General features: G+C 69.1%; 18 protein-coding genes. 3 read left to right on the forward strand and 15 right to left on the reverse strand.

Annotated elements, in window-relative coordinates:
* Nucleotides 1-56: 56 nt before the first annotated feature.
* The 11 genes from EIZ44_RS02090 to EIZ44_RS02140 all read right to left on the reverse strand — a co-directional run bounded on the left by EIZ44_RS02090 (nucleotide 57) and on the right by EIZ44_RS02140 (nucleotide 12,389).
* A complete protein-coding gene (locus tag EIZ44_RS02090; protein WP_043834533.1) occupies nucleotides 57-1,169 on the reverse strand; it encodes an ABC transporter ATP-binding protein in 1,113 nt (370 codons plus the stop codon).
* Nucleotides 1,166-2,161, reverse strand: a complete 996-nt coding sequence (locus EIZ44_RS02095; protein ID WP_037808482.1) for an ABC transporter ATP-binding protein — start codon at nucleotides 2,159-2,161, stop codon at nucleotides 1,166-1,168. Before EIZ44_RS02095 ends, EIZ44_RS02090 begins: the two co-directional genes overlap by 4 nt.
* A 4-nt stretch (nucleotides 2,162-2,165) precedes the next feature.
* Nucleotides 2,166-3,101: an ABC transporter permease gene (locus tag EIZ44_RS02100; RefSeq protein ID WP_037808484.1), complete on the reverse strand. Its 936-nt coding sequence runs from the start codon at nucleotides 3,099-3,101 to the stop codon at nucleotides 2,166-2,168.
* A complete protein-coding gene (locus EIZ44_RS02105; protein WP_134727574.1) occupies nucleotides 3,098-4,099 on the reverse strand; it encodes an ABC transporter permease in 1,002 nt (333 codons plus the stop codon). Before EIZ44_RS02105 ends, EIZ44_RS02100 begins: the two co-directional genes overlap by 4 nt.
* A gap of 87 nt (nucleotides 4,100-4,186) precedes the next feature.
* Nucleotides 4,187-5,878 (reverse strand): ABC transporter substrate-binding protein, encoded by a 1,692-nt coding sequence (locus EIZ44_RS02110; protein WP_167753949.1) that lies wholly within the window; start codon nucleotides 5,876-5,878, stop codon nucleotides 4,187-4,189.
* A 425-nt stretch (nucleotides 5,879-6,303) separates the two neighbouring features.
* A complete protein-coding gene (locus EIZ44_RS02115) occupies nucleotides 6,304-6,780 on the reverse strand; it encodes a uridine kinase family protein (RefSeq protein ID WP_240691203.1) in 477 nt (158 codons plus the stop codon).
* A gap of 44 nt (nucleotides 6,781-6,824) precedes the next feature.
* Nucleotides 6,825-7,262: a DUF2304 domain-containing protein gene (locus tag EIZ44_RS02120; RefSeq protein ID WP_037808489.1), complete on the reverse strand. Its 438-nt coding sequence runs from the start codon at nucleotides 7,260-7,262 to the stop codon at nucleotides 6,825-6,827.
* Nucleotides 7,263-7,273: 11 nt separating this feature from the next.
* On the reverse strand, nucleotides 7,274-8,029 hold the full coding sequence (locus EIZ44_RS02125; RefSeq protein ID WP_051728631.1) for a glycosyltransferase family 2 protein: 756 nt from the start codon (nucleotides 8,027-8,029) through the stop codon (nucleotides 7,274-7,276).
* A 6-nt stretch (nucleotides 8,030-8,035) separates the two neighbouring features.
* Nucleotides 8,036-9,991, reverse strand: coding sequence for a DUF6541 family protein (locus EIZ44_RS02130; protein WP_134727575.1), 1,956 nt, complete (start codon nucleotides 9,989-9,991; stop codon nucleotides 8,036-8,038).
* Between the two features lie 83 nt (nucleotides 9,992-10,074).
* Complete coding sequence (locus EIZ44_RS02135; RefSeq protein WP_134727576.1) at nucleotides 10,075-11,373, reverse strand: hypothetical protein; 1,299 nt, start codon at nucleotides 11,371-11,373, stop codon at nucleotides 10,075-10,077.
* The gene (locus tag EIZ44_RS02140) at nucleotides 11,370-12,389 is read right to left on the reverse strand and encodes a glycosyltransferase family 2 protein (RefSeq protein ID WP_134727577.1); all 1,020 of its coding nucleotides are present in this window, start codon (nucleotides 12,387-12,389) and stop codon (nucleotides 11,370-11,372) included. Before EIZ44_RS02140 ends, EIZ44_RS02135 begins: the two co-directional genes overlap by 4 nt.
* An 86-nt stretch (nucleotides 12,390-12,475) precedes the next feature.
* Between EIZ44_RS02140 and EIZ44_RS02145 the strand changes: the two genes are divergently transcribed.
* The gene (locus EIZ44_RS02145; RefSeq protein WP_037808497.1) at nucleotides 12,476-13,573 is read left to right on the forward strand and encodes a UDP-N-acetylglucosamine 2-epimerase; all 1,098 of its coding nucleotides are present in this window, start codon (nucleotides 12,476-12,478) and stop codon (nucleotides 13,571-13,573) included.
* Here EIZ44_RS02145 and EIZ44_RS02150 read toward each other — a convergent pair.
* The 3 genes from EIZ44_RS02150 to EIZ44_RS02160 form a co-directional block, all read right to left on the reverse strand.
* The gene (locus EIZ44_RS02150; protein WP_134727578.1) at nucleotides 13,564-14,022 is read right to left on the reverse strand and encodes a hypothetical protein; all 459 of its coding nucleotides are present in this window, start codon (nucleotides 14,020-14,022) and stop codon (nucleotides 13,564-13,566) included. The genes EIZ44_RS02145 and EIZ44_RS02150 overlap by 10 nt on opposite strands.
* 62 nt (nucleotides 14,023-14,084) lie before the next feature.
* Nucleotides 14,085-14,681, reverse strand: coding sequence for a recombination mediator RecR (gene recR / locus EIZ44_RS02155; RefSeq protein ID WP_037808499.1), 597 nt, complete (start codon nucleotides 14,679-14,681; stop codon nucleotides 14,085-14,087).
* Between the two features lie 3 nt (nucleotides 14,682-14,684).
* Nucleotides 14,685-15,041 carry a YbaB/EbfC family nucleoid-associated protein gene (locus tag EIZ44_RS02160; protein WP_037808500.1) on the reverse strand — a complete coding sequence of 119 codons (357 nt, stop codon included), beginning with the start codon at nucleotides 15,039-15,041 and terminating at the stop codon, nucleotides 14,685-14,687.
* 103 nt (nucleotides 15,042-15,144) lie between these two features.
* On the opposite strand from EIZ44_RS02160, the gene EIZ44_RS02165 reads away from it, so the two are divergent.
* Both EIZ44_RS02165 and EIZ44_RS02170 read left to right on the forward strand, forming a co-directional pair.
* Complete coding sequence (locus EIZ44_RS02165) at nucleotides 15,145-16,002, forward strand: N-acetylmuramoyl-L-alanine amidase (RefSeq protein WP_439098578.1); 858 nt, start codon at nucleotides 15,145-15,147, stop codon at nucleotides 16,000-16,002.
* 105 nt (nucleotides 16,003-16,107) lie between these two features.
* Nucleotides 16,108-19,212 carry a TIM-barrel domain-containing protein gene (locus tag EIZ44_RS02170; protein ID WP_134727579.1) on the forward strand — a complete coding sequence of 1,035 codons (3,105 nt, stop codon included), beginning with the start codon at nucleotides 16,108-16,110 and terminating at the stop codon, nucleotides 19,210-19,212.
* Here EIZ44_RS02170 and EIZ44_RS02175 read toward each other — a convergent pair.
* The gene (locus tag EIZ44_RS02175) at nucleotides 19,209-21,266 is read right to left on the reverse strand and encodes a DNA polymerase III subunit gamma and tau (protein WP_134727580.1); all 2,058 of its coding nucleotides are present in this window, start codon (nucleotides 21,264-21,266) and stop codon (nucleotides 19,209-19,211) included. The two genes, EIZ44_RS02170 and EIZ44_RS02175, sit on opposite strands and share 4 nt — an antisense overlap.
* Nucleotides 21,267-21,268: the final 2 nt, after the last annotated feature.

The raw sequence follows: 21,268 nt of genomic DNA on the forward strand, positions 1-21,268 counted from the left end.
AAAACCTCAACTCGGTGGATCCAGGTCTGATTCCCTCAAGGAGCCCTTCACGGACGTCAGAGGATCTCGGCGGCCGAACCGACGTCCGGCGGGCCGAGGTCCGGGTTCAGTGCTCCGGCGTCGACCAGTTCCACCTCGACCTTGTGCGGCTGGATCCGCCCGTCGCGGATGTCCTCCGCGTAGTGGCAGGCCACCCGGTGTCCGGCGCCGATCTCGCGCAATTGCGGGCGATCGGTGTCGCACAGGCTTTCCTGCTTCCACGGGCACCGCGTGTGGAAGCGGCAGCCCGACGGCGGGTTGGCGGGCGACGGGAGGTCGCCGGCGAGCAGGATTTGCTCGCGGCTGTCCTCCACCACCGGGTCCGGCACCGGGATCGCCGACAGCAGCGCGCGCGTGTACGGGTGCAGCGGGTTTTGGTACAGCTCCTCCGACGTCGTTTCCTCGACCAGCGCGCCGAGGTACATCACGCCGATCCGGTCGGAGATGTGCCGGACCACCGCGAGGTCGTGCGCGATCACCACGTAGGTGAGACCGAGTTCGTCCTGGAGGTCCTCCAGCAGGTTCACCACCTGCGCCTGCACCGAAACGTCCAGCGCGGACACCGGTTCGTCGGCGACGATCAGGTCCGGCTCCACCGACAGCGCCCGCGCGATGCCGATGCGCTGGCGCTGACCGCCGGAGAACTCGTGCGGGTACTTCCGCAGCGAGGACTCCGGAAGGCCCACCGCGCTCAGCAGTTCGCGCAGCCGCTTCGCGGTCGACTCCTTGTCCTTGTCGAGACCGTGCGCGCGCATGCCCTCGACGAGGATCGATTCGACCGACTGGCGCGGGTCCAGGCTCGACATCGGGTCCTGGAACACCATCTGCATCCGCCGCCGCGCCTTGCGCAACTGCTCGCCCTTGAGCTGGGCGACGTCGGTGCCGTCGAACACGACCTTGCCGTCGGTCGGTTCGTTGAGCCGCAGGATCGCGCGGCCGAGCGTCGACTTGCCGCAGCCGGATTCGCCGACCAGGCCGTAGGTTTCGCCGCGGCGGATCGACAGGTCGACCCCGTCGACCGCGAACACGTGGCCCACCGTGCGGTCCACGACGATGCCGCGTTTGATCGGGAAGTGCACCTTGAGGCCGGTGACCTCGAGCAGCACCTCGTCGGTGTTCGCCACCGTCATCGGGTTCCTCCTCCTGCCGCCACGGCGGGTTGCACCGGGTTGTGGCAGCGCAGCAAGCCGTTCCGGTCGGGAACCAGCTCCGGCGAATTCTCCAGGCAGGCCTGGATCGCGTTCGGGCAGCGCGGCGCGAAGGCACACCCGCCGTCCCATGGGATGTTGTCGGCCACCGAACCGCGGATCGGCACCAGCTTCTCGCCGCGGCCCTCGTCGAGCCGCGGGATCGAGGCCAGCAGGCCGTGCGTGTACGGATGCCGCGGCTGCGCGAACAGCGAATGCCGCTCCTGGCGTTCCACGATCCGGCCGCCGTAAAGCACGTTGACCTCGTCGCAGAGCCCGGCGACGACGCCGAGGTCGTGCGTGATCATCACCAGCGCGGTCCCGGTGTCCTGCACCAGTTCCCGCAGCAGGGCGAGGATCTGCGCCTGGATCGTCACGTCGAGCGCGGTGGTCGGCTCGTCCGCGATGAGCAGCCGAGGACGGCACGCCAGCGCGATCGCGATCAGCGCGCGCTGGCGCATCCCGCCGGAAAGCTGGTGCGGGTACTCGGAAAGCCGCCGCGTCGGGTCGGGAATGCCGACCTTGTCGAGCAGTTCCGCCGCTTCGATCCGCGCCTTCTTGCGCGGCATGTCGCGGTGGCGCTCCAGCACCTCGGTGATCTGCAGCCCGATCGGGATGACCGGGTTCAGCGAGGACAGCGGGTCCTGGAACACCATGCCGAGATCACGGCCGCGCCGGTCGCGCATTTCGCGGTCGGACAGGGTCAGCAGATCGGTGCCCTCGAAGCGCACCGAACCGCTGACGGTGTTGCCGCGCTTGGCGAGCAGCCGCATGATCGCGAGCGACGTCACCGACTTGCCGCAGCCGGACTCGCCGACCAGCCCGACCGTCTGGCCGGGTTCGACGTCGAAACTCACGCCGTCGACCGCGGTGAACGGACGCTCGCCGCGGCGCTGGAACACGACCTTCAGGTCGCGGACTTCGAGAAGTGCCACGGGGTCACCGCCGGTTCTTCGGGTCGAGGGCTTCGCGGAGGGACTCGCCGAGCAGCGTGAACCCGAGCGCCACGATGATGATCGCGATCGCCGGGTAGTAGGCCAGCTCGGGCCGGATGTCGAGGAAGTGCTGGGAAGCGTTGCCCAGCATCAAACCCCACTCCGCGCGGGTCGGGTCCGGGTCGCCGAGACCGAGGAACGACAGCGCCGCGGCCTCCAGGATCGCGGTCGCCAGGGTCAGCGTCGCCTGCACGATCACCGGGCCGAGCGAGTTCGGCAGCATGTGCCGGAACACGACGGTCGTCCGCTTCACGCCGAGCGACGTCGCCGCCAGCACGTGGTCCGCCTCGCGCTGGGCGAGCATCGAACCGCGCAGCAGCCGGGCGAAGATCGGCACGCCGATGATCGACACCGCGATGATCACCGTCCACTGGCTCGGCTTCGCGAACAGCGCCGCGATCGAAATCGCCAGCAGCAGCGAGGGAAACGCCAGCAGCACGTCGACGATGCGCATGAGGACGGTGTCGACCCAGCCGCCGAACGCGCCCGCGAGCCCGCCGATGAGCGCGCCGAGCAGCACGCCGATCACCGTGGCGAGCACGCCGACCAGCAGCGTCTGCTGTGCGCCGATCAGCAGCCGGGACAGGAAGTCGCGGCCGAAGTCGTCGACGCCGAGCGGGAAACCGGGCTGTGCGCCCGGAATGATGCCCCGGCCGAGGATGACCTTGTCCTGCAGGTACCGGACCTGTGGGTCCTTCGGCGCGAGCAGCGGCGCGAAAATCGCCAGCAGCAGGAACAGCAGGGTGATCACGCCGCCGACGATCGCCACCGGGCTGCGCAGCATCCGGCGCAGTGCCTCGGCGCCGAGACTGCGCCCGCCCGCCGAAGCCGCGGCGAGCTTGTCGATCGGCTCTTTCTTCTTGTTCAGCAGAGTGTTCACCGCACACGCACCCTCGGGTCGATGAGCCCGTAGGAAATATCCACGAGCATGTTCACGAGCACGTAGACCAGTGCCCCGAGAAGCAGCAGCGCCTGCAGCCGCGGGTAGTCCCGCTTGTCGATCCCTTCGGCGAGAAGGAATCCGAGGCCGCGGAAGTTGAACACTCGCTCGGTCAGCACGGCGCCGCCGAGCAGCGCGCCGGTCTGCAGGCCGATCGTGGTGATCACCGGCAGCAAAGCATTGCGCAGCACGTGCCGCTGGCGGACCACGGGCTGGGTGAGGCCCTTGGAGTTCGCGGTGCGGATGAAGTCCTCGTTGAACACGTCGAGCACCGACGCGCGGGTGATCCGGGTGATCACCGCGAGCGGAATCGTGGCGAGCGCGAGCGCGGGAAGAATGAGGTGCTTGATCGCGTCCCACACCGCGTCCCATTCGCCGGTCATCATTCCGTCGAGAATGGCGAAATGCGTGACGACGGTGGCGTCGATGCCCGGTGCCTGCCTGCCCTGCGACGGCAAGCCGAGCGGCGTGGAAAGCAGGTCCTGCATCATGTAGCCGAGGAAGAAGATCGGCACCGCCACGCCGACCAGGGTCAGCACGATGATGACGTTGTCGACGATCTGGCCGCGGAACCGGGCGGCGAGATAGCCGAACGAGATGCCGAACAGCACCGCGATCAGCATCGCCGTGATGCCCAGTTCGATGGTGGCCGGGAGGAATGTGCCGATCTCCGACATCACCGGCCGGGACGACACGAGCGAATTGCCGAAATCACCGGTGACCGCGCGACCGAGGAATTTGAAGTACTGCACGAAAATCGGCTGGTCGAGGCCGAGCACGTGGTTGAGGTTCGCCAGTTTTTCCGGTGTCGCCTTGTCCCCGAGGAGAGCCGACGCGGGCCCGCCGGGAAGTGAGCGCAACCAGGCGAACACCAGGATGGACAGGATGAGGAGCGTCGGGATCGCTTGTAGCAGCCGACGCACGAGAAAACGGAGCACGAGTAGTCCTTTGTGTACAGCCCGGGAACGAGGCCAAGGGCAGGCGCGGTAGCACCTGCCCTTGGCCTGGCTGCTCAGTGGAGCACGTCAGCCGACAGTGACGTTGTCAAAGCGTTCGTCGGTGAGCGGGCTGGCCACCACGCCCTTGATCTTCGGGCCGACCACGATCGCCGGCGTCGGGTAGGCGATCGGGATGGCGGGCAGGTATTCCATGATCTTCTTGTTGGCTTCCTGGTACGCCTTGGTGTGCGCGTCGCCCGAGGGCGCCGCGTCCGCGTCGGCGAGCGCCTTGAAGATGCCCTGGTTGTTCTGGTCGGTGAGGCCGAACTCCGGCTTCGGGCGGCCGAAGAAGGTGCCGACGAAGTTGCCCGCGTCGTTGTAGTCACCGGTCCAGCCCAGCAGGTGGATGTCCTGCTTGCCGTTCTGCTGCACGTCGTCCTTGTACCCGCCGTTCCACGACTCGGCGACCGGCTGCACGTTGATGCCGATGGCCTTCAGGTCCTCGGAGATCGCGGTGTAGGTGTCGGCCGGGTTCGGCATGTAGGGCCGGGTGACCTCGGTCGGGTAGTAGAACTTCAGAGTCATGCCCTCGGCGCCTGCTTCTTTCAGCAACGCCTTGGCCTTTTCCTTGTCGTACGGGTACTTGGTCACGTCGTCGGTGTAGCCGGAGATCGCCTTCGGCACGAACTCGGTCGCGACCTCGGAACCCTCGGCCAGCTTGGAGCGCACGAACTGCTCGCGGTTGATGCCGTAGGCCAGCGCCTGGCGGACCTTGGGGTTCTGCAGCTTCGCGCCGTTGGGGCCGGCCTGGTTGATGCCGAGGTAGAGCACGTTGAACGACGGGCGGATCAGCACCTGCTCGCCGTCGTTGCGCAGAAGGCCGTAGTCGGCGGGAGCCGGGAAGTCGTAGCCGTTGATGTCGCCGGCCTTGAGCGCCTGCTTGCGGGCGTTCTCGTCCGGGATCACCTTGAACACGAGCTTGTCCAGCTTGGCAGGCTGCGGCATCGTGCTGGTCTCGTTGCGCACCAAGGTGATCTGGCCGTTGCCCTGGTCCCAGCTCTCGAACTTGAACGGGCCGGTGCCGGTCGGGTGCTTGTAGCCGTACTCCGGATACGTGATCGACGTGCCGGAGCCGGTGACCTTGTCCGCGTTGTACTTCTGCAGCGCGGTGGGGCTCTGGATCGCGAACGACGGCAGGGTGAACGCGGCCGGGAAGGCGCCCTTCGCGCGGGTCAGGTTCAGGACCGCGGTGTGGTCGTCCTTCGCCTCGCAGCTCTGGTAGACCGGCTGGCCCTTGGTCGTGCCCTCGTTGTTCTTGAAGCCCTCGAAGACGTCGCCGTAGTAGATCATCTGGCTCTGGGCGGTGGCGCCCTTCATGTTGTACCAGCGATCGAAGTTGAAGCAGACGGCCTTCGCGTCGAACGCGGTGCCGTCGCTGAACTTCACGCCCTGCTTGAGGTCGAAGGTCCAGGTCTTGCCGTCGTTGCTCGGCGTCCACTTCGTGGCGAGCGACGGGGCCAGGTCCGCGGTGCCCGGCTTGTTCTGGATCAGCGTGTCCAGCATCTGCCGGGTGATCCGGAACGTCTCGCCCTCGTCGTTGAAGATCGGGTCGAACATCTTCGGGTTGCCGGTGTTGCCGAAGACCATGGTGCCCCCGGACCCACCGCCTCCGGACTCGTCGCGCTTCGATTCCGCGCACGCGGACAGCGAGACTGCGAGCGCGCCCGCGAGCCCGATCAGAGCTGCCCGGCGTGTTCGGGTCAGCCGCAATTGCTGCATCTGGCACCCCTTGGGAATGTTCGGTGTCTCGAAAGCACCGTCGGCGGTCAGTTCGGGAAGACCAATGCGATCGGTGTGTTCGGTGACACTAGCGGGAACTCGGCCCCCGCTTAAGCACGTGAGGTTACGATCGCGCTACGTAAGGCCCAAATTGAGCGCAACGTGTCGGCAATTGTGTGCACAGCGTAGCGAAAACTGCCGGTTTGGTACGTTGAGTGGCGGTTTGCTCACCCGGTTGGCCTAGCGGTCCGGGTTGTCCGTTCCGGGTGCCGTGGATGTTCCGGAATCTCTCCGGCCGGCCTGGAGAGTTGCCCGCGAAGGCCGCCGAATCGGCCCGAATGCACTCGTGTCCGCCGTGCTCGCGCATTCCGCGCAATAGCCATTTCGCCTGCCGCAAACCGATGTCGAGCCGGGATTCCGGTTGTTCAGACCAGCTGGTCGGCGGCCTCCCGGGTGCCGTCGACGGCGAACCAGCCGCGCTCGAACAACTGCCAGCGGCGCAGTTCGGCCCGTGCGGGCTCGCCGTCCCGGGCGACTGCCCTGGACAACCGTTCAGCCTCGGTGCCGCCCTCGACCCAGCACAGCCACGACAACCGGGACCGCACCGCGCGGCGTCCGCTCGACACGCCTTCCAGCACCAGCACCTCAGGCACCTCGACGCGCACCAGCTCGCCCGGCCGCGGAGTGCCAGAGGTCCAGTCCATCCGCCGGTACTCGCCGGGCAGGCCCTGTGCCAGCGGCGTCAGCACTCCGTCTTCCAGCTGCGGCCACCACGCGACGGGATCGTCCCAGGTGGCGAAGGCGTCCGTGCTGACCAATGCGGCACGCGAACCGAGACCCTCGACCGTCTCGGCGGCGAGAGTGGATTTCCCGGCTCCGGACGGACCGTCGACGGCGAGCACCCGAACGCCGCCGAGCCGGGGCGGGGCGGCGAGCAGCGCGGAGATCAGGGAACGCGTGCCGGCCTCGCTTCGGGCAGGCCGTCCACGGTGTCCGGCGCGGTCGTGCGTTTCTCCAGTTCGGCGATGCGTGCTTCGAGCTCGCGCTGGGTGTCTTCCAGTTCGCAGCGCAGCAAGGCGGTCTCCTCGACCGAGGTCCGTACCTCTTCCTCCAGGTGCCCGACCTCGGTCGAAAGCTGCAGCGAAACCATCGCGAGGACCACTCCGGACAGGAAGAAGACGAAGTTCGACGGGGTCTCCACGCCCGTCAGGTGCGCCACGAAGTTCGCCACCGCGGGCACCACGGCGAGGATCACGACCCCGATGGCCACCACGAGCCAGATGCCAGCGTACTTCTCGCGCAGTTTGCGCCGCCGCATCATCTCGATGACGACGAACAGCACGAGACACGCGATGACGATGCTCAGCACCCGCCAGCCTGCCATGGAGGGCCTCCTTACACGGCGTCGGAAGAATCGACGGAGGGACGGCGGCGGACCAGGGCGAGCAGCAGCGCCAGCCCCGCGCGGCCCAGGTACACGGCGGATTTCACCGGCGAATGGCTCGGCGTGCCGCCCGCCCGCTCCCGCATCAGGACCGGGGTTTCCGCGATCGCGAGCTTCGCCCGGATCGCCAGCATGAGCGCCTCGACCGTGTCGCCGAGGTATTCGGCCGGGTAGCCGGCGGCGAACAGCCGGATCGCGCGCGGTCCCATCGCCTTGAACCCGGACGTGACGTCGGTGAGCCTGGTCCCGGCCAGCTTGCTGAACACCAGCGACAGCACGGCCATCGCGTACTTGCGCGGACCGACGGCCCGGTACGAACCCTTGCCCGCGAACCGGGAGCCGATCGCGAGGTCGGCTCCCTCGTCGAGCAGCCGCAGCAACGCGCCGACCTCGGCCGGATCGTGCTGTCCGTCGGCGTCGACCTGGACCACGGTGTCGTACCCGCGCGAGACGGCGTAACGGAATCCGGTGCGCATCGCGCCGCCGACGCCGAGGTTCACCGACAGCCGGACCACCCTGGCTCCCGCCTCGCGGGCGAGTTCGGCGGTGCGGTCGAGCGAACCGTCGTCGACGACCAGCACGTCCATGCCGGGCAGCGACCGTTTGATCTGGGCGAGCACCGACGAGACGCTGTCCTGCTCGTTGAAGGCCGGGATCACGATGAGCACGCGGCGGGTGTGCACGAGCGTGCCGGACAAGTCAGCCATGAGCGCTCACTCCCCGTGCGAAGTGCTCAGCGCGGGTGCCACCGCGACGCCGGACTGTCCCGCGATCTCGTAAATCGTCGCGTCGGAATTGCGGAAGACGACGTGGAACATCGGGCCCTCGGCGATCCGGGCGACGCCCGCCGACTGGATCGCGGTAGCGGTGGCCAGCCCCTTGCCCTGGATGACATAGCGCACGCGCAGGTCCGTGAGGTCCCTGCGGACCCGCGGCGACGTGCCGACCTGGTCGACCTGGTCGCTGAGGTACGCGGCCGTCGTGCCCGGGCCGGCTCCGTAGAAGTTCCACTCGACGGGCGTCACGCCGGACAGCGCGTACATCCACGCGGAACCGTCGGCCTTGTTGTTCATCACGCGTTCGCCGGGCACCGTGTGCTGCGCGAGCCAGGCGTACGCGGCTTCCTCCGCTTTGGACACCGTGGGCCCGTCCTGGTACCTGGCCGCCAGCCGCACCGCGTTGCGGCCGACGTAACCGCCCCCGCTCAGCCCGCCGAGCACCACAACCAGCAGCAGCACGGCGACGCCGGTGAGCGCGACCGGCTTGAGCTTCACCCGTGGCTGCGTTTTGCGGACCAGCCAGGCGACGAAGGTGTGCGCGAACTCGCCGAACGCCACCGCACCGGCGAGCGGCACGAGCGCGGCGATCCGCCAGTGGTCGTTGTAGAAGACGCTCGTGACCGACCGCACGAGGTTCGATTCGAGCGACACGGAGACCATGAACAGCCCGCCGAACACGACGTACGCGCCGACCAGCCACAGCATCCGCCGGTGCCGCACCATCAGCACGATGCCGATGAACGCGGGCACGCCGACCCACCACTGCGGGAACTCCGACATCGGGGAGAACGTCAGCGTCTCGCCGAGGCCGCCGGCGAGGGTCGCCTCCGTCGGCCAGTGCGCGCTCGTCACGCCGCTCGCGTTGTACAGCGACGGCAGCACGAGCGGCACGCCGAGCGCGATCGCCAGCCCGGCTGTCGCGATCAGCGTGGGAGCGCTACGCCGCCAATCGATCTTCTCGTAGCGCAGCAGCACCGCGAGCAGGATGAGCAGGAAGTACGCGCCGAGCACGAACACGAGGCTGGTGTGCAGCCCGCACAGTCCGGCGACGCCGACCCCGAGCGCGACCGGGCCCGTCGCGCCGTCCGGCTTCAGCAGGTACCGCGCGAGCACGAGCATCGCCGGGATCAGCGCGACGCCCGCGACGTACGGCCACAGCGGACCGCGCCACAGCGAGTCGTACGGGAACGCGCTGAACCACGTGGTGACCGCGGCGGCTGCGGCGGTACCGAGCGCCGGCATGCCCCACACGCGGCACAGCGCCGCGACGCCGACCGGCACGGTGAAAACCACTGCCAGCGCGGCCAGGTTCAGCGTGGGCATCATGGTCAGCCCGCCCTTGCCGAAGACCAGCGAGAGCAGTGCGTGGTAGGTGTCCGGGTAGAAGTAGTTCGTCTGGTGGGGCAGGTTCGCGATCGTGCCCACGGTGGACGGCCGGGCGTCGCCGTGTTCGGCGATCCAGCGGATCAGGTTGCCGTGGAACGGCGCGTCCCAGCCCTGCTGGACCGTGTTGATCCCGTTGGTGCCGCGCAAAAACGCGACCGCGCCCACGACGAGGCCCGCGGCGACGCCCGCCGCCATCACGACGTGGTCGCGCAGCGGGAGCTTCGGAAGTTCTTCGACCGTCCAGTCCGGATGACGGCGCGCGCGCAGCCGTCGCGCGGCGAACGCCAGCCCGAAGCCGACGACCGCGAGCACGAGCGTCCAGAGCGCGACCGCGAGCATCGTCCAGCGGATGCCGAGGCCGCCGAGCACCGGGACGCCGAGCGCGACGACTCCGAAAGTGAGCAGCGGCGCGGTGGCGGCGAGCGTCCATCCGCGCAGCCGGACGGCAGCCCCGAAGACGAGCCCGGGCACCCAGAACGCGAGCAGCACCAGAAGAACGTTCATCGATTTCGCGGTCCAACCGTGAGCACCATTTTGCCTTCGCCGCACACCGATGCCGGAGGCTGCGAAGTCACACTACTGCGGCGCTATTCCGCCGTTTCATCGGAGTGGTTCGTTGCCATGATCGACGAATTGACGAGAACGAATGCGAGCACAACCGCGAGGCCGGTCATTGGCGCGGCGGCGAGTGCGATCACGGCACGGAAAACGGTGTCCCCGGGTACCGCCAGCAGCAGCACCGAAGCCGTGGCCGCGACCACCGTCCACGTGATCAACACGCGCCTGGCCTGGGCGCGCGCGACGAGCACGGCGGTGAGCAACTGCATGGGCACCAGCAGCACCGAGGACCAGACGAGCCCGGCGACCGCCCAGCCGTCCACCTGGTAACCGGCGCCGTAGACGAACCCCACCGCCCACGGGCCGATCAGCAGGCCGACCAGCGCGCCGAGCGCGGCCAGCGCGAGCGAGGCGAACGTGCCGAGCAGCAACACGCGACGCAACCGATGCCGGCCGGCCTCGCTCGTGGAAAGCCGCACGACGAACGGCACCGCAAGCGATTGCACCGGCCCTACCAGCGTCAACGGCAACCGCGCGATGACCAGCGCGGCGAAGACCGCACCGAGCCGGCCGCGGTCGCCGCCCGGCGCGAGCAGGCCGACGAGCGCGGGATATCCGGTGATGACGCTCGCGGTGAGCGCGGCACCGAGCAGCAGCATCAGCATCCGGCGGACGGTGACCGGCCAGCCGTCGCCCTCGGCGCGGACGTCGAGCAGCCGCCAGCCTTGGCGGACGAACAGCAGCCAGGCGAACGAACCCGCCGCGACTGCCAGCGCCAACGGGACCAGCCGGTAGGCCGTCGCGAGGACCAGCAGGCCCAGGACCAGCGCGCGAACCGCGGGTTCGGCGACCACCAGCCAGGCGAAATGCTTCACCTGGTGCTGCCCGATCAGCAGCCCGCGAACGCCGAACTGGCAGGCGAACGCGACGCCGCCGGCCAGCACGACGAGGGCGAGTTCCCCGTAGCCGGGGAAAAGCCGGTCGCGGACCGGCGGGGCGAGCAGCGCGAGCCCGAACGCGGCGGCCACCGCGGCGGCGGTGGCGACGGCCCGGAGCGCACCCCGGCCGGCGAGCCCGCCAGAGAGCGCGGCCACCGCGGACTGTCGGGAAAGCTCCTGCTCAAGCGGGGAAAGCGCGCTGCCGAGACCCATCAGCAGGCCCCAGAAGGTGACGAACGTGGCGTACTGGTCCGGCGGCAGAAGCCGCGCGCAAGCGACGGTGAGGACGTAGCCGAGGACGATCGACGCGAGCAGCGAACCGCCGAGTTTCCCGGCGGTTCGGTGGGTGTCGCGGACGACTCCGCCTGCCGTCTCTTCGGTCACGCTCATCGACGCCGCAGCCGTGCGCGTAATGCCAGGTAGAGCCCCCGAAACACCCCCGAGCCGAAGCCGGCCGCGAAGACCGGCAGCAGGGTGCTGACCGCGCGCGCCTCGGCGTTGGTGGCCCCGCACTTCTTCACCACGGCGGCGGCCGCGACGCTTCCGGTCACCCCGAGTGCGGCCGTTGTCTTCGGCATTTTCACCGCAAGTCCGGCCCCAATCACGCCTACAGCGAGCGAGCAAAATAACGCGTTTCTCGCTGGACCGGGTGAATTTAGGTAGGAATCCACATAGGTTGTCCCCCGAAAGAATGACTGAGCGTAGAACTTTCTGAAGGAATCACGCCCGTGGTAGATCGCGGAGAACTGCGGGGCCAGAAAAATCCGCGCGCGTTCGGCGATCCAGCGCAGCATCCGGGTGTCGTCGCTGGCGAGCCGGACGTCGTCGAACAGCGACTCGAACGCGGCCGCCGCGCCCTCCAGCAGGTCGCGGCGGGCGCAGAAGAACGTGGTGCCCTTGGGGTAGACGTCGAACTCCTCGATGGCGAACGACGTCAGCTTCGGGTCCGCGAAGTACCGTCGCCAGCCGACGGCGACGAGGCCGGCCATGAACCCGGCGTAGGGATTGTGCTCGGAGGCGACGTGGATGTGGCCGTTCCAGACCGCGCGCTCCGGGTGTTCGACCAGCTGCTCGCGCAGGAAGGCGAGGCTGCCCGCGTCGACGATGACCCGGCTGTCCAGCAGCAGCAGCCAGTCGCCGGAGGCCTTCGCCATGCCGGCTCGGCGGGCTTCGAACCGGCCGCCGTTGGGTTGGGTCAGCACCGTGATGCCGTGTTCCTCGCGCAGCCGGGCCAGCTTCCCGGGCGTGCCGTCGGTGCTCCCGTCGTCCACGACGAGCACCTCGACCGGCCACCGGGCCGCCTCGGCGGAGGCGATCAGCGCGCCCACGCTGCGGTCGATCCAGTCCTGTTCGTTGTGGACCGGGATCACGACGCTGAGCGACGGAAGGAGCGGGTGAGCACTCACGCGGCGAGGCTACCCTGCACTTGACCGGCGGGAATGCGCAGTATCCTTGCCGCCGTCGCTAACCCTCTGTTGATTGGGCATCCACGGTGATCTCCTTCGTCGCAGGCACCACCGCGGAACTGATCAAGATCGCGCCGGTCTTCCACCGCGTCGCCGAGCGCGGAGCGACCCCGAAGCTCTGGTTCACCGCACAGCACGTGGACGAGGTCGCCGACGTCCTGTCCGATCTGCGGCTGCCCGAACCGGATCTGTGGTTCGTGCCTCGCGCGCGGGCACGCGACCTCGAATCCCCGGCGCAGGTGCCGGGCTGGGCCGCGCAGGTCATGCGCACCGCGTGGAGTCGCCGCGCCGAACTCCGCGCCCAGTTGAGCGAGGACGGCCGCCCGCCGCTCGTGCTGGTGCACGGCGACACGTTCACCACGCCGTACGGAGCGTTGATCGGCAAGAAGATCCTGAAGGCCCGCGTCGGGCACATCGAGGCGGGCACGCGGTCGGGCAGCATCCTGTCGCCGCTGCCGGAGGAACTGAACCGCAAGATCGCCGGGAAGTTCGTGGACATCCACTTCTCGCCGAGCGAGCGCGAGGTGCACAACCTGCGGGGCGCCCGCGGCGTCGTGGTGAACACCGAGGCGAACACGGCGATCGACTCGATGCGTCAGGTCGTCGACCAGCCGCTGGACGTGCCGGGCCTGCCGGAGAAGTTCGGCCTGGCGACGCTGCACCGGTTCGAACTGGTGTCGCGGGCGGACAAGTACCGCGAGGCACTGGAAATCCTGCGCGCGCAGAGCCGCGAGATGCCGGTCCTGTACCTGGCCGGTGCGCCGGAGCGGGAGAAGATCCGCGCGCTGGGCCTGGACGAGCTTTTCGACGACAAGTTCATCGCGCAGCCGAAGATGCGGTACCTGAAGTTCCTGCCGCTGGTCGCGCGAGCCGAGTACGTGGTCACAGACTCCGGTGGGTTGCAGGAGGAATGCGGTTACCTCGGCGTCCCGTGCGCGGTCCACCGGGCCCGCACCGAACGACACGTGGGCATCGGCGAGAACGTCGTCCTGACCGAGATGCGCGGAGACCGGCTGCGGGAATTCCTGTCCACGTACCGAAATCGCCGCGGACAGTCCTGGACGGACAAATACCATCCGTCGGATATCGTGGTGAACTCGTTGGCACAGCTGGGTTATTGCTGACCCTCGAGCAGCTGGATCTCCCGGACGTAGAAATCCTGCGTCAGCTCAGCCATCTTCTCGAAGAACTGAAGCCCGCCGGCGACCAGCCCCGACAACAGGTCCGCTTCCCCGGCCACCGAGGTCCGGCGGAAATCGCTGCCGCTGACGGTGATCCGAACCAGCCCTCGCGACACCCGGTCCAGCGCGAGCTCCAGCGACTGGTCCGGGAAGGGTGACCGCGCGGAGCCGGTTTTCCGGTACTCCGCGACGAGATGCGCGACCGCAGACCACAGTCCTTCGATCTCCGAAGCCAGATTATCGTCGAGAATCACCACCCCGGACACGGTGAGCATGATCGCGCCGGCCAGGTCCTCGCCGTACCGCGTGTGCGGCCGCTCGGTGCAATCCACGAGGTCCACGAACTCCGTCGTCGACCAGAGCCGGGTACGGACGGGATCCACCCAGGTCATCGTGCCTCCCCCAGTGCAAAAAAGGACGCGGCGCCAAGGCCGCGTCCTTCCCTGTCAACAGCTCAGAGCGCGCGCCGCCCGGACAACGCGCGGCCCAAAGTCAGTTCGTCCGCGAACTCGAGGTCCCCGCCCATCGGCAGCCCCGACGCCAGCCGCGTCACCGAGAGGCCCGGGAAATCGCGCAGCATCCGCACCAGGTACGTCGCGGTCGCCTCGCCCTCGGTGTTCGGGTCGGTCGCGATGATGATCTCCCGGACGTCCGCCTCGCCGATGCGCTTCAGCAGTTCCCGCATCCGCAACTGCTCCGGGCCGATGCCCGACAGCGGGTCCAGAGCGCCGCCGAGGACGTGGTAGCGGCCCTTGAACTCGCGGGTCCGCTCGACCGCCAGCACGTCCTTCGGCTCCTCGACCACGCAGATCACCGTGAGGTCGCGGCGTTCGTCGCGGCAGATCCGGCACGTTTCCTGTTCCGAGACGTTGCCGCAGATCTCGCAGAACTGCACGCCTTCCTTGACCTTGCCCAGCACGTCCTGCAGCCGCGCGATGTCCGCGGGGTCGGCGGCCAGCAGGTGGAACGCGATGCGCTGGGCACTCTTCGGACCGACGCCGGGCAACCGCCCCAGTTCGTCGATCAGGTCCTGGACGACACCTTCGTACAAGTGTCAGCCGCCGAAGCCGAGGCTGCCGAGGTCCGGCATGCCGCCGCCGAGGCCGCCCGCCAGCGGGCCCAGCTTCTGCTCGGTGAGCTTCTGCGCGCTCGCCGACGCGTCGCGCACCGCGGCGACCACCAGGTCGGCCAGGGTTTCGACGTCGTCCGGGTCGACCACCTTCGGGTCGATGACGAGGCCCTTCAGCTGGCTGTCGCCGGACACCGTCGCGGTGACCAGACCGCCGCCCGCGGTGCCGGTGACCTCGGTGTTGGCGAGTTCCTCCTGGGCCTCCACCAGCTTCTGCTGCATCTGCTGGGCCTGCTGCATGATCTGCGACAGGTCGAAGCCGCCGCCGCCGGGTTGCACCATGATCGCACTCGGTCCTTCCGCGTTTGGGTGTTCCTCCCCAGCCTAGCCGCGAGTCCGGCGCGTCCGTCCCCGCGGCACGCGTGTGCTGTGGCACCGTGGTCGCGTGCGAGCGAAGACACTCCCGCTGCTGACCGGCCTGCTGCTGCTCACGGCGTGTTCCGGCGGCGGCGGGACGCCTCCGTCTCCGGCCGCCGCGCCGACGTCGTCCCCGGGATCCGCGACGCCGAGCCCGTCGTCTTCCAGCCCGCCACCGGCGCCGTCCTCGTCTTCCAGCCCGCCCTCGACGTCCGCCGTGCCGCCGGTCGGCTCGGGCAAGGTCGTGGTCCTCGATCCCGGACACAACGGCGGCAACGCCTCGCACCCCGGCGAGATCAACCGGAAGGTGCCCGCCGGGCGCGGGCAGACGAAGCCGTGCAACACCACCGGCACCTCGACCAACGCCGGGTACCCGGAGCACGCCTTCACCTTCGCGGTCGCGCAGCAGGTCGGGAATGCGTTGGCGGCCAAGGGAATCAAGGTCGTCTACACGCGACAGAACGACTCCGGCGTCGGCCCGTGCGTCGACGAGCGCGCGCGGATCGGCAACGACGCGAACGCCGACGCAGTGGTCTCGATCCACGCCGACGGGTCCACTTCGCCAACCGCGCACGGCTTCCACGTCGCGTACTCGGCACCGCCGTTGAACGCCGCGCAGGGCGAACCTTCGCTGAAGCTTGCGCGCACCATGCGCGACGGAATCCGCGACTACGGCTTTCCCACCTCCACTTACATCGGCTCGGCGGGCCTCTCGCCACGGAATGATCTGGGCGGGCTGAATCTGTCGACCCGGCCCGCCGTGCTTGTCGAATGCGGCAACATGCGCAACGCCGACGAGGCCGGTCAGATGTCCTCGGCGGCGGGCCGGGCGCACTACGCGCAGGCCATCGCGAAGGCGATCGAGGCGTACCTGGCCGGTGCCTGACGCAGAGAGCCGAAAGGGCTACTGAGCGGACAGAACACCGGACACCGTCTTCTTTCTTGATCGGTCCCGACTTACCGTCGCTGGGGACCTTTCGAGGAGGCGTCGGTGGCAACTTCACTCCGAGGACGACTGGTACGGCTGTTCGCCGTGGCAGCCATGGCGGGCACTCTCGTGTCGACGGGAGTCGCCGAGGCCGCTCCACAGTCGGTGACCGCCGGGCCAGCGCGGTTCGAAGTCCTGTCGCCGACACTCATCCGCACCGAATACGCGGGTGACGCCAAGTTCGTCGACGCGGGCACGTTCAACGCGATCGGCCGCGGCAGTTTCTCCAAAACCCCTTACACCGCAACGAAACGCGACGGCTGGCTGACCATCCGGACCAGCGCCGTCCAGCTGCGCTACAAGCTCGACTCGGGCGCGTTCTCCGACGACAACCTCACCGTCCAGCTGCGAACCGGCGGCCAGGACGTCACCGCGCGGCCGTGGGCGGGCAAGCTGACGCCGGCCTGCGCTTTCGGCACCCTCTGCGAGGCCGAACATCTGCAGCTCAACGGCCCAGGCACGGCTACCGACCACCGCGGCTACACCGGCGACGGTTTCGCGGCGGGCTTCATCAACCCCGGCGACAGCCTGGCCTTCCGCGCCACCGCTCCCAGTGATCACCAGCTGGACCTGCGCTACGCCAACGGAACCGGCGGCGACGGACAGCACACCGCCCGCACGCTCAGCGTCCTCGTGGACGGTGCGAACGCGCGGACCATCACCCTTCCGGCGACCGCGGACTGGGACACCTGGGCCGTCGCGACCGTGCCGATCACGCTGCCCGCAGGACAGCATCAGGTGACCGTCAAGCGCGGCACCGGCGGCTCGGGCAACGTCAACATCGACAGCCTCGCCCTGGTCAACACCGGTGCCGAGTACCCGCAACCCGTGCCGCCCGCGCCGACACCGTGTGCGTTCGGCGTCCTCTGCGAGGCCGAGCAAGGCGCGCTGTCCGGCGGCGCACACCCGGCCAGCGACCACGACGGACACTCCGGCAAGGCCTTCCTCGCTGGCATGGAGCGATCCGGCGCTTCGGACGCGCTGACGATCACCGGCGTCCCCGCCGACGGTGCCTACGATCTGCAGCTGCGCTACGCCGACGCGACCGCCGTTTCCGGCCAAACCCAGCCAACCTCGTTGACGCTCCAAGCCGACGGCACCGCCACTAACCTGAGCTTGGCGTCGACCAGCAGCTGGAATTCCTGGCGCACCAAGGCAATCCCGGTACAGCTCAAGGCTGGCACCAACACCGTCACACTGTCCTGTCCGGACTCGAACTGCCACGTCAACCTCGACACCGTCGCCGTCACCGCCGCGCATTCGGTGTTGCTCGCCCCGCACGCGCCGCTCGGCGGATACCGACGCGGACTCGACGACGTCGACGGAACCGCGGTCACCGCGCCAGGAATCCTTTACCAGGACGGCTGGTCGCTGCTGGACGACACCGCATCGGCGCTGTACAACCCGCGCACCAAAGTCGTCACCCAGCGACCCAATAGCGAGAACTACCAGGACGGTTACGTCTTCGCTTACGGCCAGGACTACGGCCAAGCGCTCCAGGAACTGGCCCAGCTGACCGGACCGTCGCTGCTGCTGCCCCACTGGGCTTACGGCGTCTGGTATTCCGAGTACTACGACCGCACCGCCGCTGACTTCGAGCAGACGATCGTGCCGAAATTCCGCGAGCAGCAGGTGCCGCTCGACATGCTCGTCGTCGACACCGACTTCAAATCGCCGGACCGGTGGAACGGCTGGGAAATCGACCCGACCCGCTTCCCCGACCCGAAGGCGTTCTTCCAGTGGGCGCACGACCAGGGCCTGCACACGTCGCTGAACATCCATCCGAGCATCCGCGGCGACGACCCGCAGTTCCCGGCCGCACAGGCGACCGCGAAGGGCAAACTTCAGCCCAGCTGCGGAAAAGACTGCTACGTCTTCGATTTCGGCGACCCCGACCAGCTGCGGGCCTACTTCGACCTGCACCGGCCGATGGAACAGCAGGGCAACGACGTCTGGTGGCTCGATTGGTGTTGCGACGCCTCGAAATCCAGCCTCGCCGGCGTCACCCCGGACGCGTGGATCAACCAGCAGTACGCACAGCACGGCGGCTTCGCGTTCTCCCGCGCGTACGGCTCGCTGCAAGCCGGCGGATACAGCTCGCCGACCGCCGTGCCGACCGGTCCGTGGGCGGACAAGCGCACCACGCTGCACTTCACCGGCGACACCATTTCCGACTGGGCAACGCTGGCCTTCGAGGTCGGCTACACCCCCGGTGAATCCGCGGCGACCGGACTGGCTTCGGTGAGCCACGACATCGGCGGCCACACCGGCGGGTTGCAGCAGCCGGGCACGGAGCCGGGCAGCACCAAGCTGCCGGACGACCTGTACGCGCGCTGGGTGCAACTCGGCACGTTCCAGCCGATCGACCGGCTGCACTCCAACCACAGCGACCGGCTGCCCTGGCAGTACGGAGCCGCCGCGGACGCGTCAGCGACGAAATTCCTGAACCTGCGCGAAAATCTCGTGCCGTACACCTACTCGCTCGCGCAGCAGGCCACCGCGACCGGAATGCCGATCGTGCGACCGCTGTACCTGCAATATCCGGACCAGCAGGAGGCGTACGCGCAGGCAGGCGGGGAATACCTGTACGGCCCGGACGTCCTCGTGGCTCCGGCGACCAGCCCGGGTGCCACCGCGACCACGAGCGTCTGGTTCCCGCCGGGCAGCGACTGGACGGACTACTTCACCGGCAAGACCTACCGCGGCGGCACCAGCGCGCAGATCACGACGGGCTGGGACACGATGCCGGTGTTCATGCGCTCGGGCGGAATCATGGTCACCCGCAGCGGAAATGTCGCCGGGGACGCGCACGATCCGCTGACCGCCGCGACCGTCACGGTGGCTGGCGGCCACAACGGCGCGTTCACTCTCCAGGAAGAGCGGTCCTCGACTGCCTTGCGCTACACCGAAAATGCCCACTCGGCAATGCTCGCGATCGGTGCCTCGCAACGCGCTTGGACGGTCCGGTTCACCAATGCCGCCAAGCCAGCCGCGGTGTACGTGGACGGTCGGCGCAGCGGAAGCTGGACCTGGGACGCCGCGACCCGGACCGTGACCGTGCAGGCACCGCCGACGTCGCACCCGCTCACGGTCCGGCTGATCCGCTAGTCCAGCGGACGCGCGCCGAGGTGATCCGAGAGCAGCTTCCTTGCGATCTGCTCCGGATCCTCCTCCGCGGGCGGCGGCGGAGGCGGCGGGACCGGGCTGGAATCCTCGGAGTAGATGTCGTCGTCCTCGTCCGTGGGCTCGGGCGGGAGCGGGATGTCCGGTTCGCTCGTGGTGACGCGCGGACGGCTCGGCGCTTCCGCCGCGGGCTTCGGCGGGGCAGGCGGCGCTGCCGAGGGGGCTTGCGCGGCCGCGGACGGACGTGTGAACGACCGTTCCGGAGCCGGTGCCGCCGGTTGCTGCCGGGGAGCCTGCCGCGCGGGAGCGGCCGCCGGGGCCGCGCCGTGCACGCAGCGGACCTGCCATTCGCCGCCGAGCACCTCGCTCAGCCCGGCCGCGATCTTGCTCGCGTTGCCCTGGTCGCTCAGCCGCCGGGCGAGCGGTTCGGACTTGTGCGTCAGCGTGACCGCCGAACCGTCGACCTCGGCGACCGTCGCCTGCGTGAGCATGGCTTCGAGCGCCCGGCCGCCGGTGAATTTACGCAGCGACGCCAGCAGTTGCGGCCACTTCTCGCGCACCTTGGCCGCGTCGATTCCGCCCGCGGCCGGGGCCTCCTCAGCAGGCGGAGCGGGCGGGGCCTCCGGTGCGGGAGCAGCCGCGGCAGGCGGTTCGACGGGAGCCGGACGGCTGACCTCCGGACGCGCCGGGCGCGCCGGTTCTTCGGCCGCCGGACGCGCCTCCGCCGCCGGACGTTCGGCGGGAGCTTCCTGCGCCGGACGCTGCGAAGGCCGCTGGAACCGAGCCGGTGCCTCCGCCGGAGCAGCGGTAGCCGCCGGAGCGGGTGCGGGACCGGCATTGGGCGCGGAAACAGCAGGGGCCGCGGCGGGAGCAGGCACGCCAGCGGGCCGCCGCTCGAGCCGTTCGATCCGCGCCAGCAAGGCTTTCTCCGCCTCGGTGACCGACGGCAGCAGCATCCGCGCGCAGAGCAGTTCGAGCACGAGCCGCGGCGACGTCGCGCCGCGCATCTCGAGCAGTCCACTGTGGACGATTTCGGCGTAGCGGGACAGCGTGGCCGGGCCGAGCTTCTCCGCCTGCTCGGTCATCCGCTTCAGCTCGTCGTCCGGCGCGGCGACCAGGCCGCGTTCGCCCGCTTCCGGGACGGCGCGCATCAGCAGCAGGTCGCGCAGGCGGTCGAGCAGGTCGGTGGCGAAGCGGCGCGGGTCGTGTCCGGCGTCGGCGAGTTTCTCGACGGTGCCGAACACTTCAGCCGGGTTGTCGTTCGCGAGCCCGTCGATCACCGCGTCGATCAGCGCGGTGTCCGTGACGCCCAGCAGCGCCACCGCCCGCGGGTACGTGACGCCTTCCGGACCGGCCCCGGCGAGCAGCTGGTCGAGCACCGACTGCGTGTCGCGAGCCGAACCGCCGCCGGCGCGAATCACCAGCGGGTACACCGCCGGTTCGACCGTCGCGCCCTCGGCGGCGACGTTGCGTTCCAGCAGCTCCCGCATCGAGCTCGGCGGGATCAGCCGGAACGGGTAGTGGTGCGTGCGCGAGCGGATGGTGGTGAGCACCTTGTCCGGCTCGGTGGTGGCGAAGATGAAGATCAGGTGCTCAGGCGGTTCTTCGACGATCTTCAGCAGGGCGTTGAAGCCCTGCGTGGTGACCATGTGCGCCTCGTCGATGATGAACACGCGATAGCGCGATTCGGCGGGCGCGTAGAACGCCTTGTCCCGCAGTTCGCGGGCGTCGTCCACACCGCCGTGGCTGGCCGCGTCGAGTTCCGTGACGTCGACGCTGCCAGGGCCTTCCGGCGCGAGCGCGCGGCACGAGTTGCACTCGCCGCACGGATCCGGGGTCGGGCCTTTGGCGCAGTTGAGCGAGCGCGCCATGATCCGCGCACTCGACGTCTTACCGCAGCCGCGCGGCCCGGAGAACAGGTACGCGTGGTTGATGCGCCCGGCGGCGAGCGCCGTGCGCAGCGGTTCGGTCACATGCTCCTGGCCGACGACCTCGGCGAAGGTCGCCGGACGGTACTTCCGGTACAGCGCGAGAGCCACGA

This window comes from Amycolatopsis nivea, assembly GCF_004522235.1.
GTDB lineage: Bacteria > Actinomycetota > Actinomycetes > Mycobacteriales > Pseudonocardiaceae > Amycolatopsis > Amycolatopsis nivea.

Excerpts from the sequence above, each read along its gene's own strand:
- EIZ44_RS02090 (WP_043834533.1), bottom strand. The coding sequence starts at position 1,169 with ATGACGGTGGCGAACACCGACGAGGTGCTGCTCGAGGTCACCGGCCTC.
- EIZ44_RS02110 (WP_167753949.1), bottom strand. The coding sequence starts at position 5,878 with ATGCAGCAATTGCGGCTGACCCGAACACGCCGGGCAGCTCTGATCGGG.
- EIZ44_RS02120 (WP_037808489.1), bottom strand. The coding sequence starts at position 7,262 with ATGGCAGGCTGGCGGGTGCTGAGCATCGTCATCGCGTGTCTCGTGCTG.
- EIZ44_RS02125 (WP_051728631.1), bottom strand. The coding sequence starts at position 8,029 with ATGGCTGACTTGTCCGGCACGCTCGTGCACACCCGCCGCGTGCTCATC.
- EIZ44_RS02130 (WP_134727575.1), bottom strand. The coding sequence starts at position 9,991 with ATGAACGTTCTTCTGGTGCTGCTCGCGTTCTGGGTGCCCGGGCTCGTC.
- EIZ44_RS02135 (WP_134727576.1), bottom strand. The coding sequence starts at position 11,373 with ATGAGCGTGACCGAAGAGACGGCAGGCGGAGTCGTCCGCGACACCCAC.
- EIZ44_RS02150 (WP_134727578.1), bottom strand. The coding sequence starts at position 14,022 with ATGACCTGGGTGGATCCCGTCCGTACCCGGCTCTGGTCGACGACGGAG.
- EIZ44_RS02160 (WP_037808500.1), bottom strand. The coding sequence starts at position 15,041 with ATGGTGCAACCCGGCGGCGGCGGCTTCGACCTGTCGCAGATCATGCAG.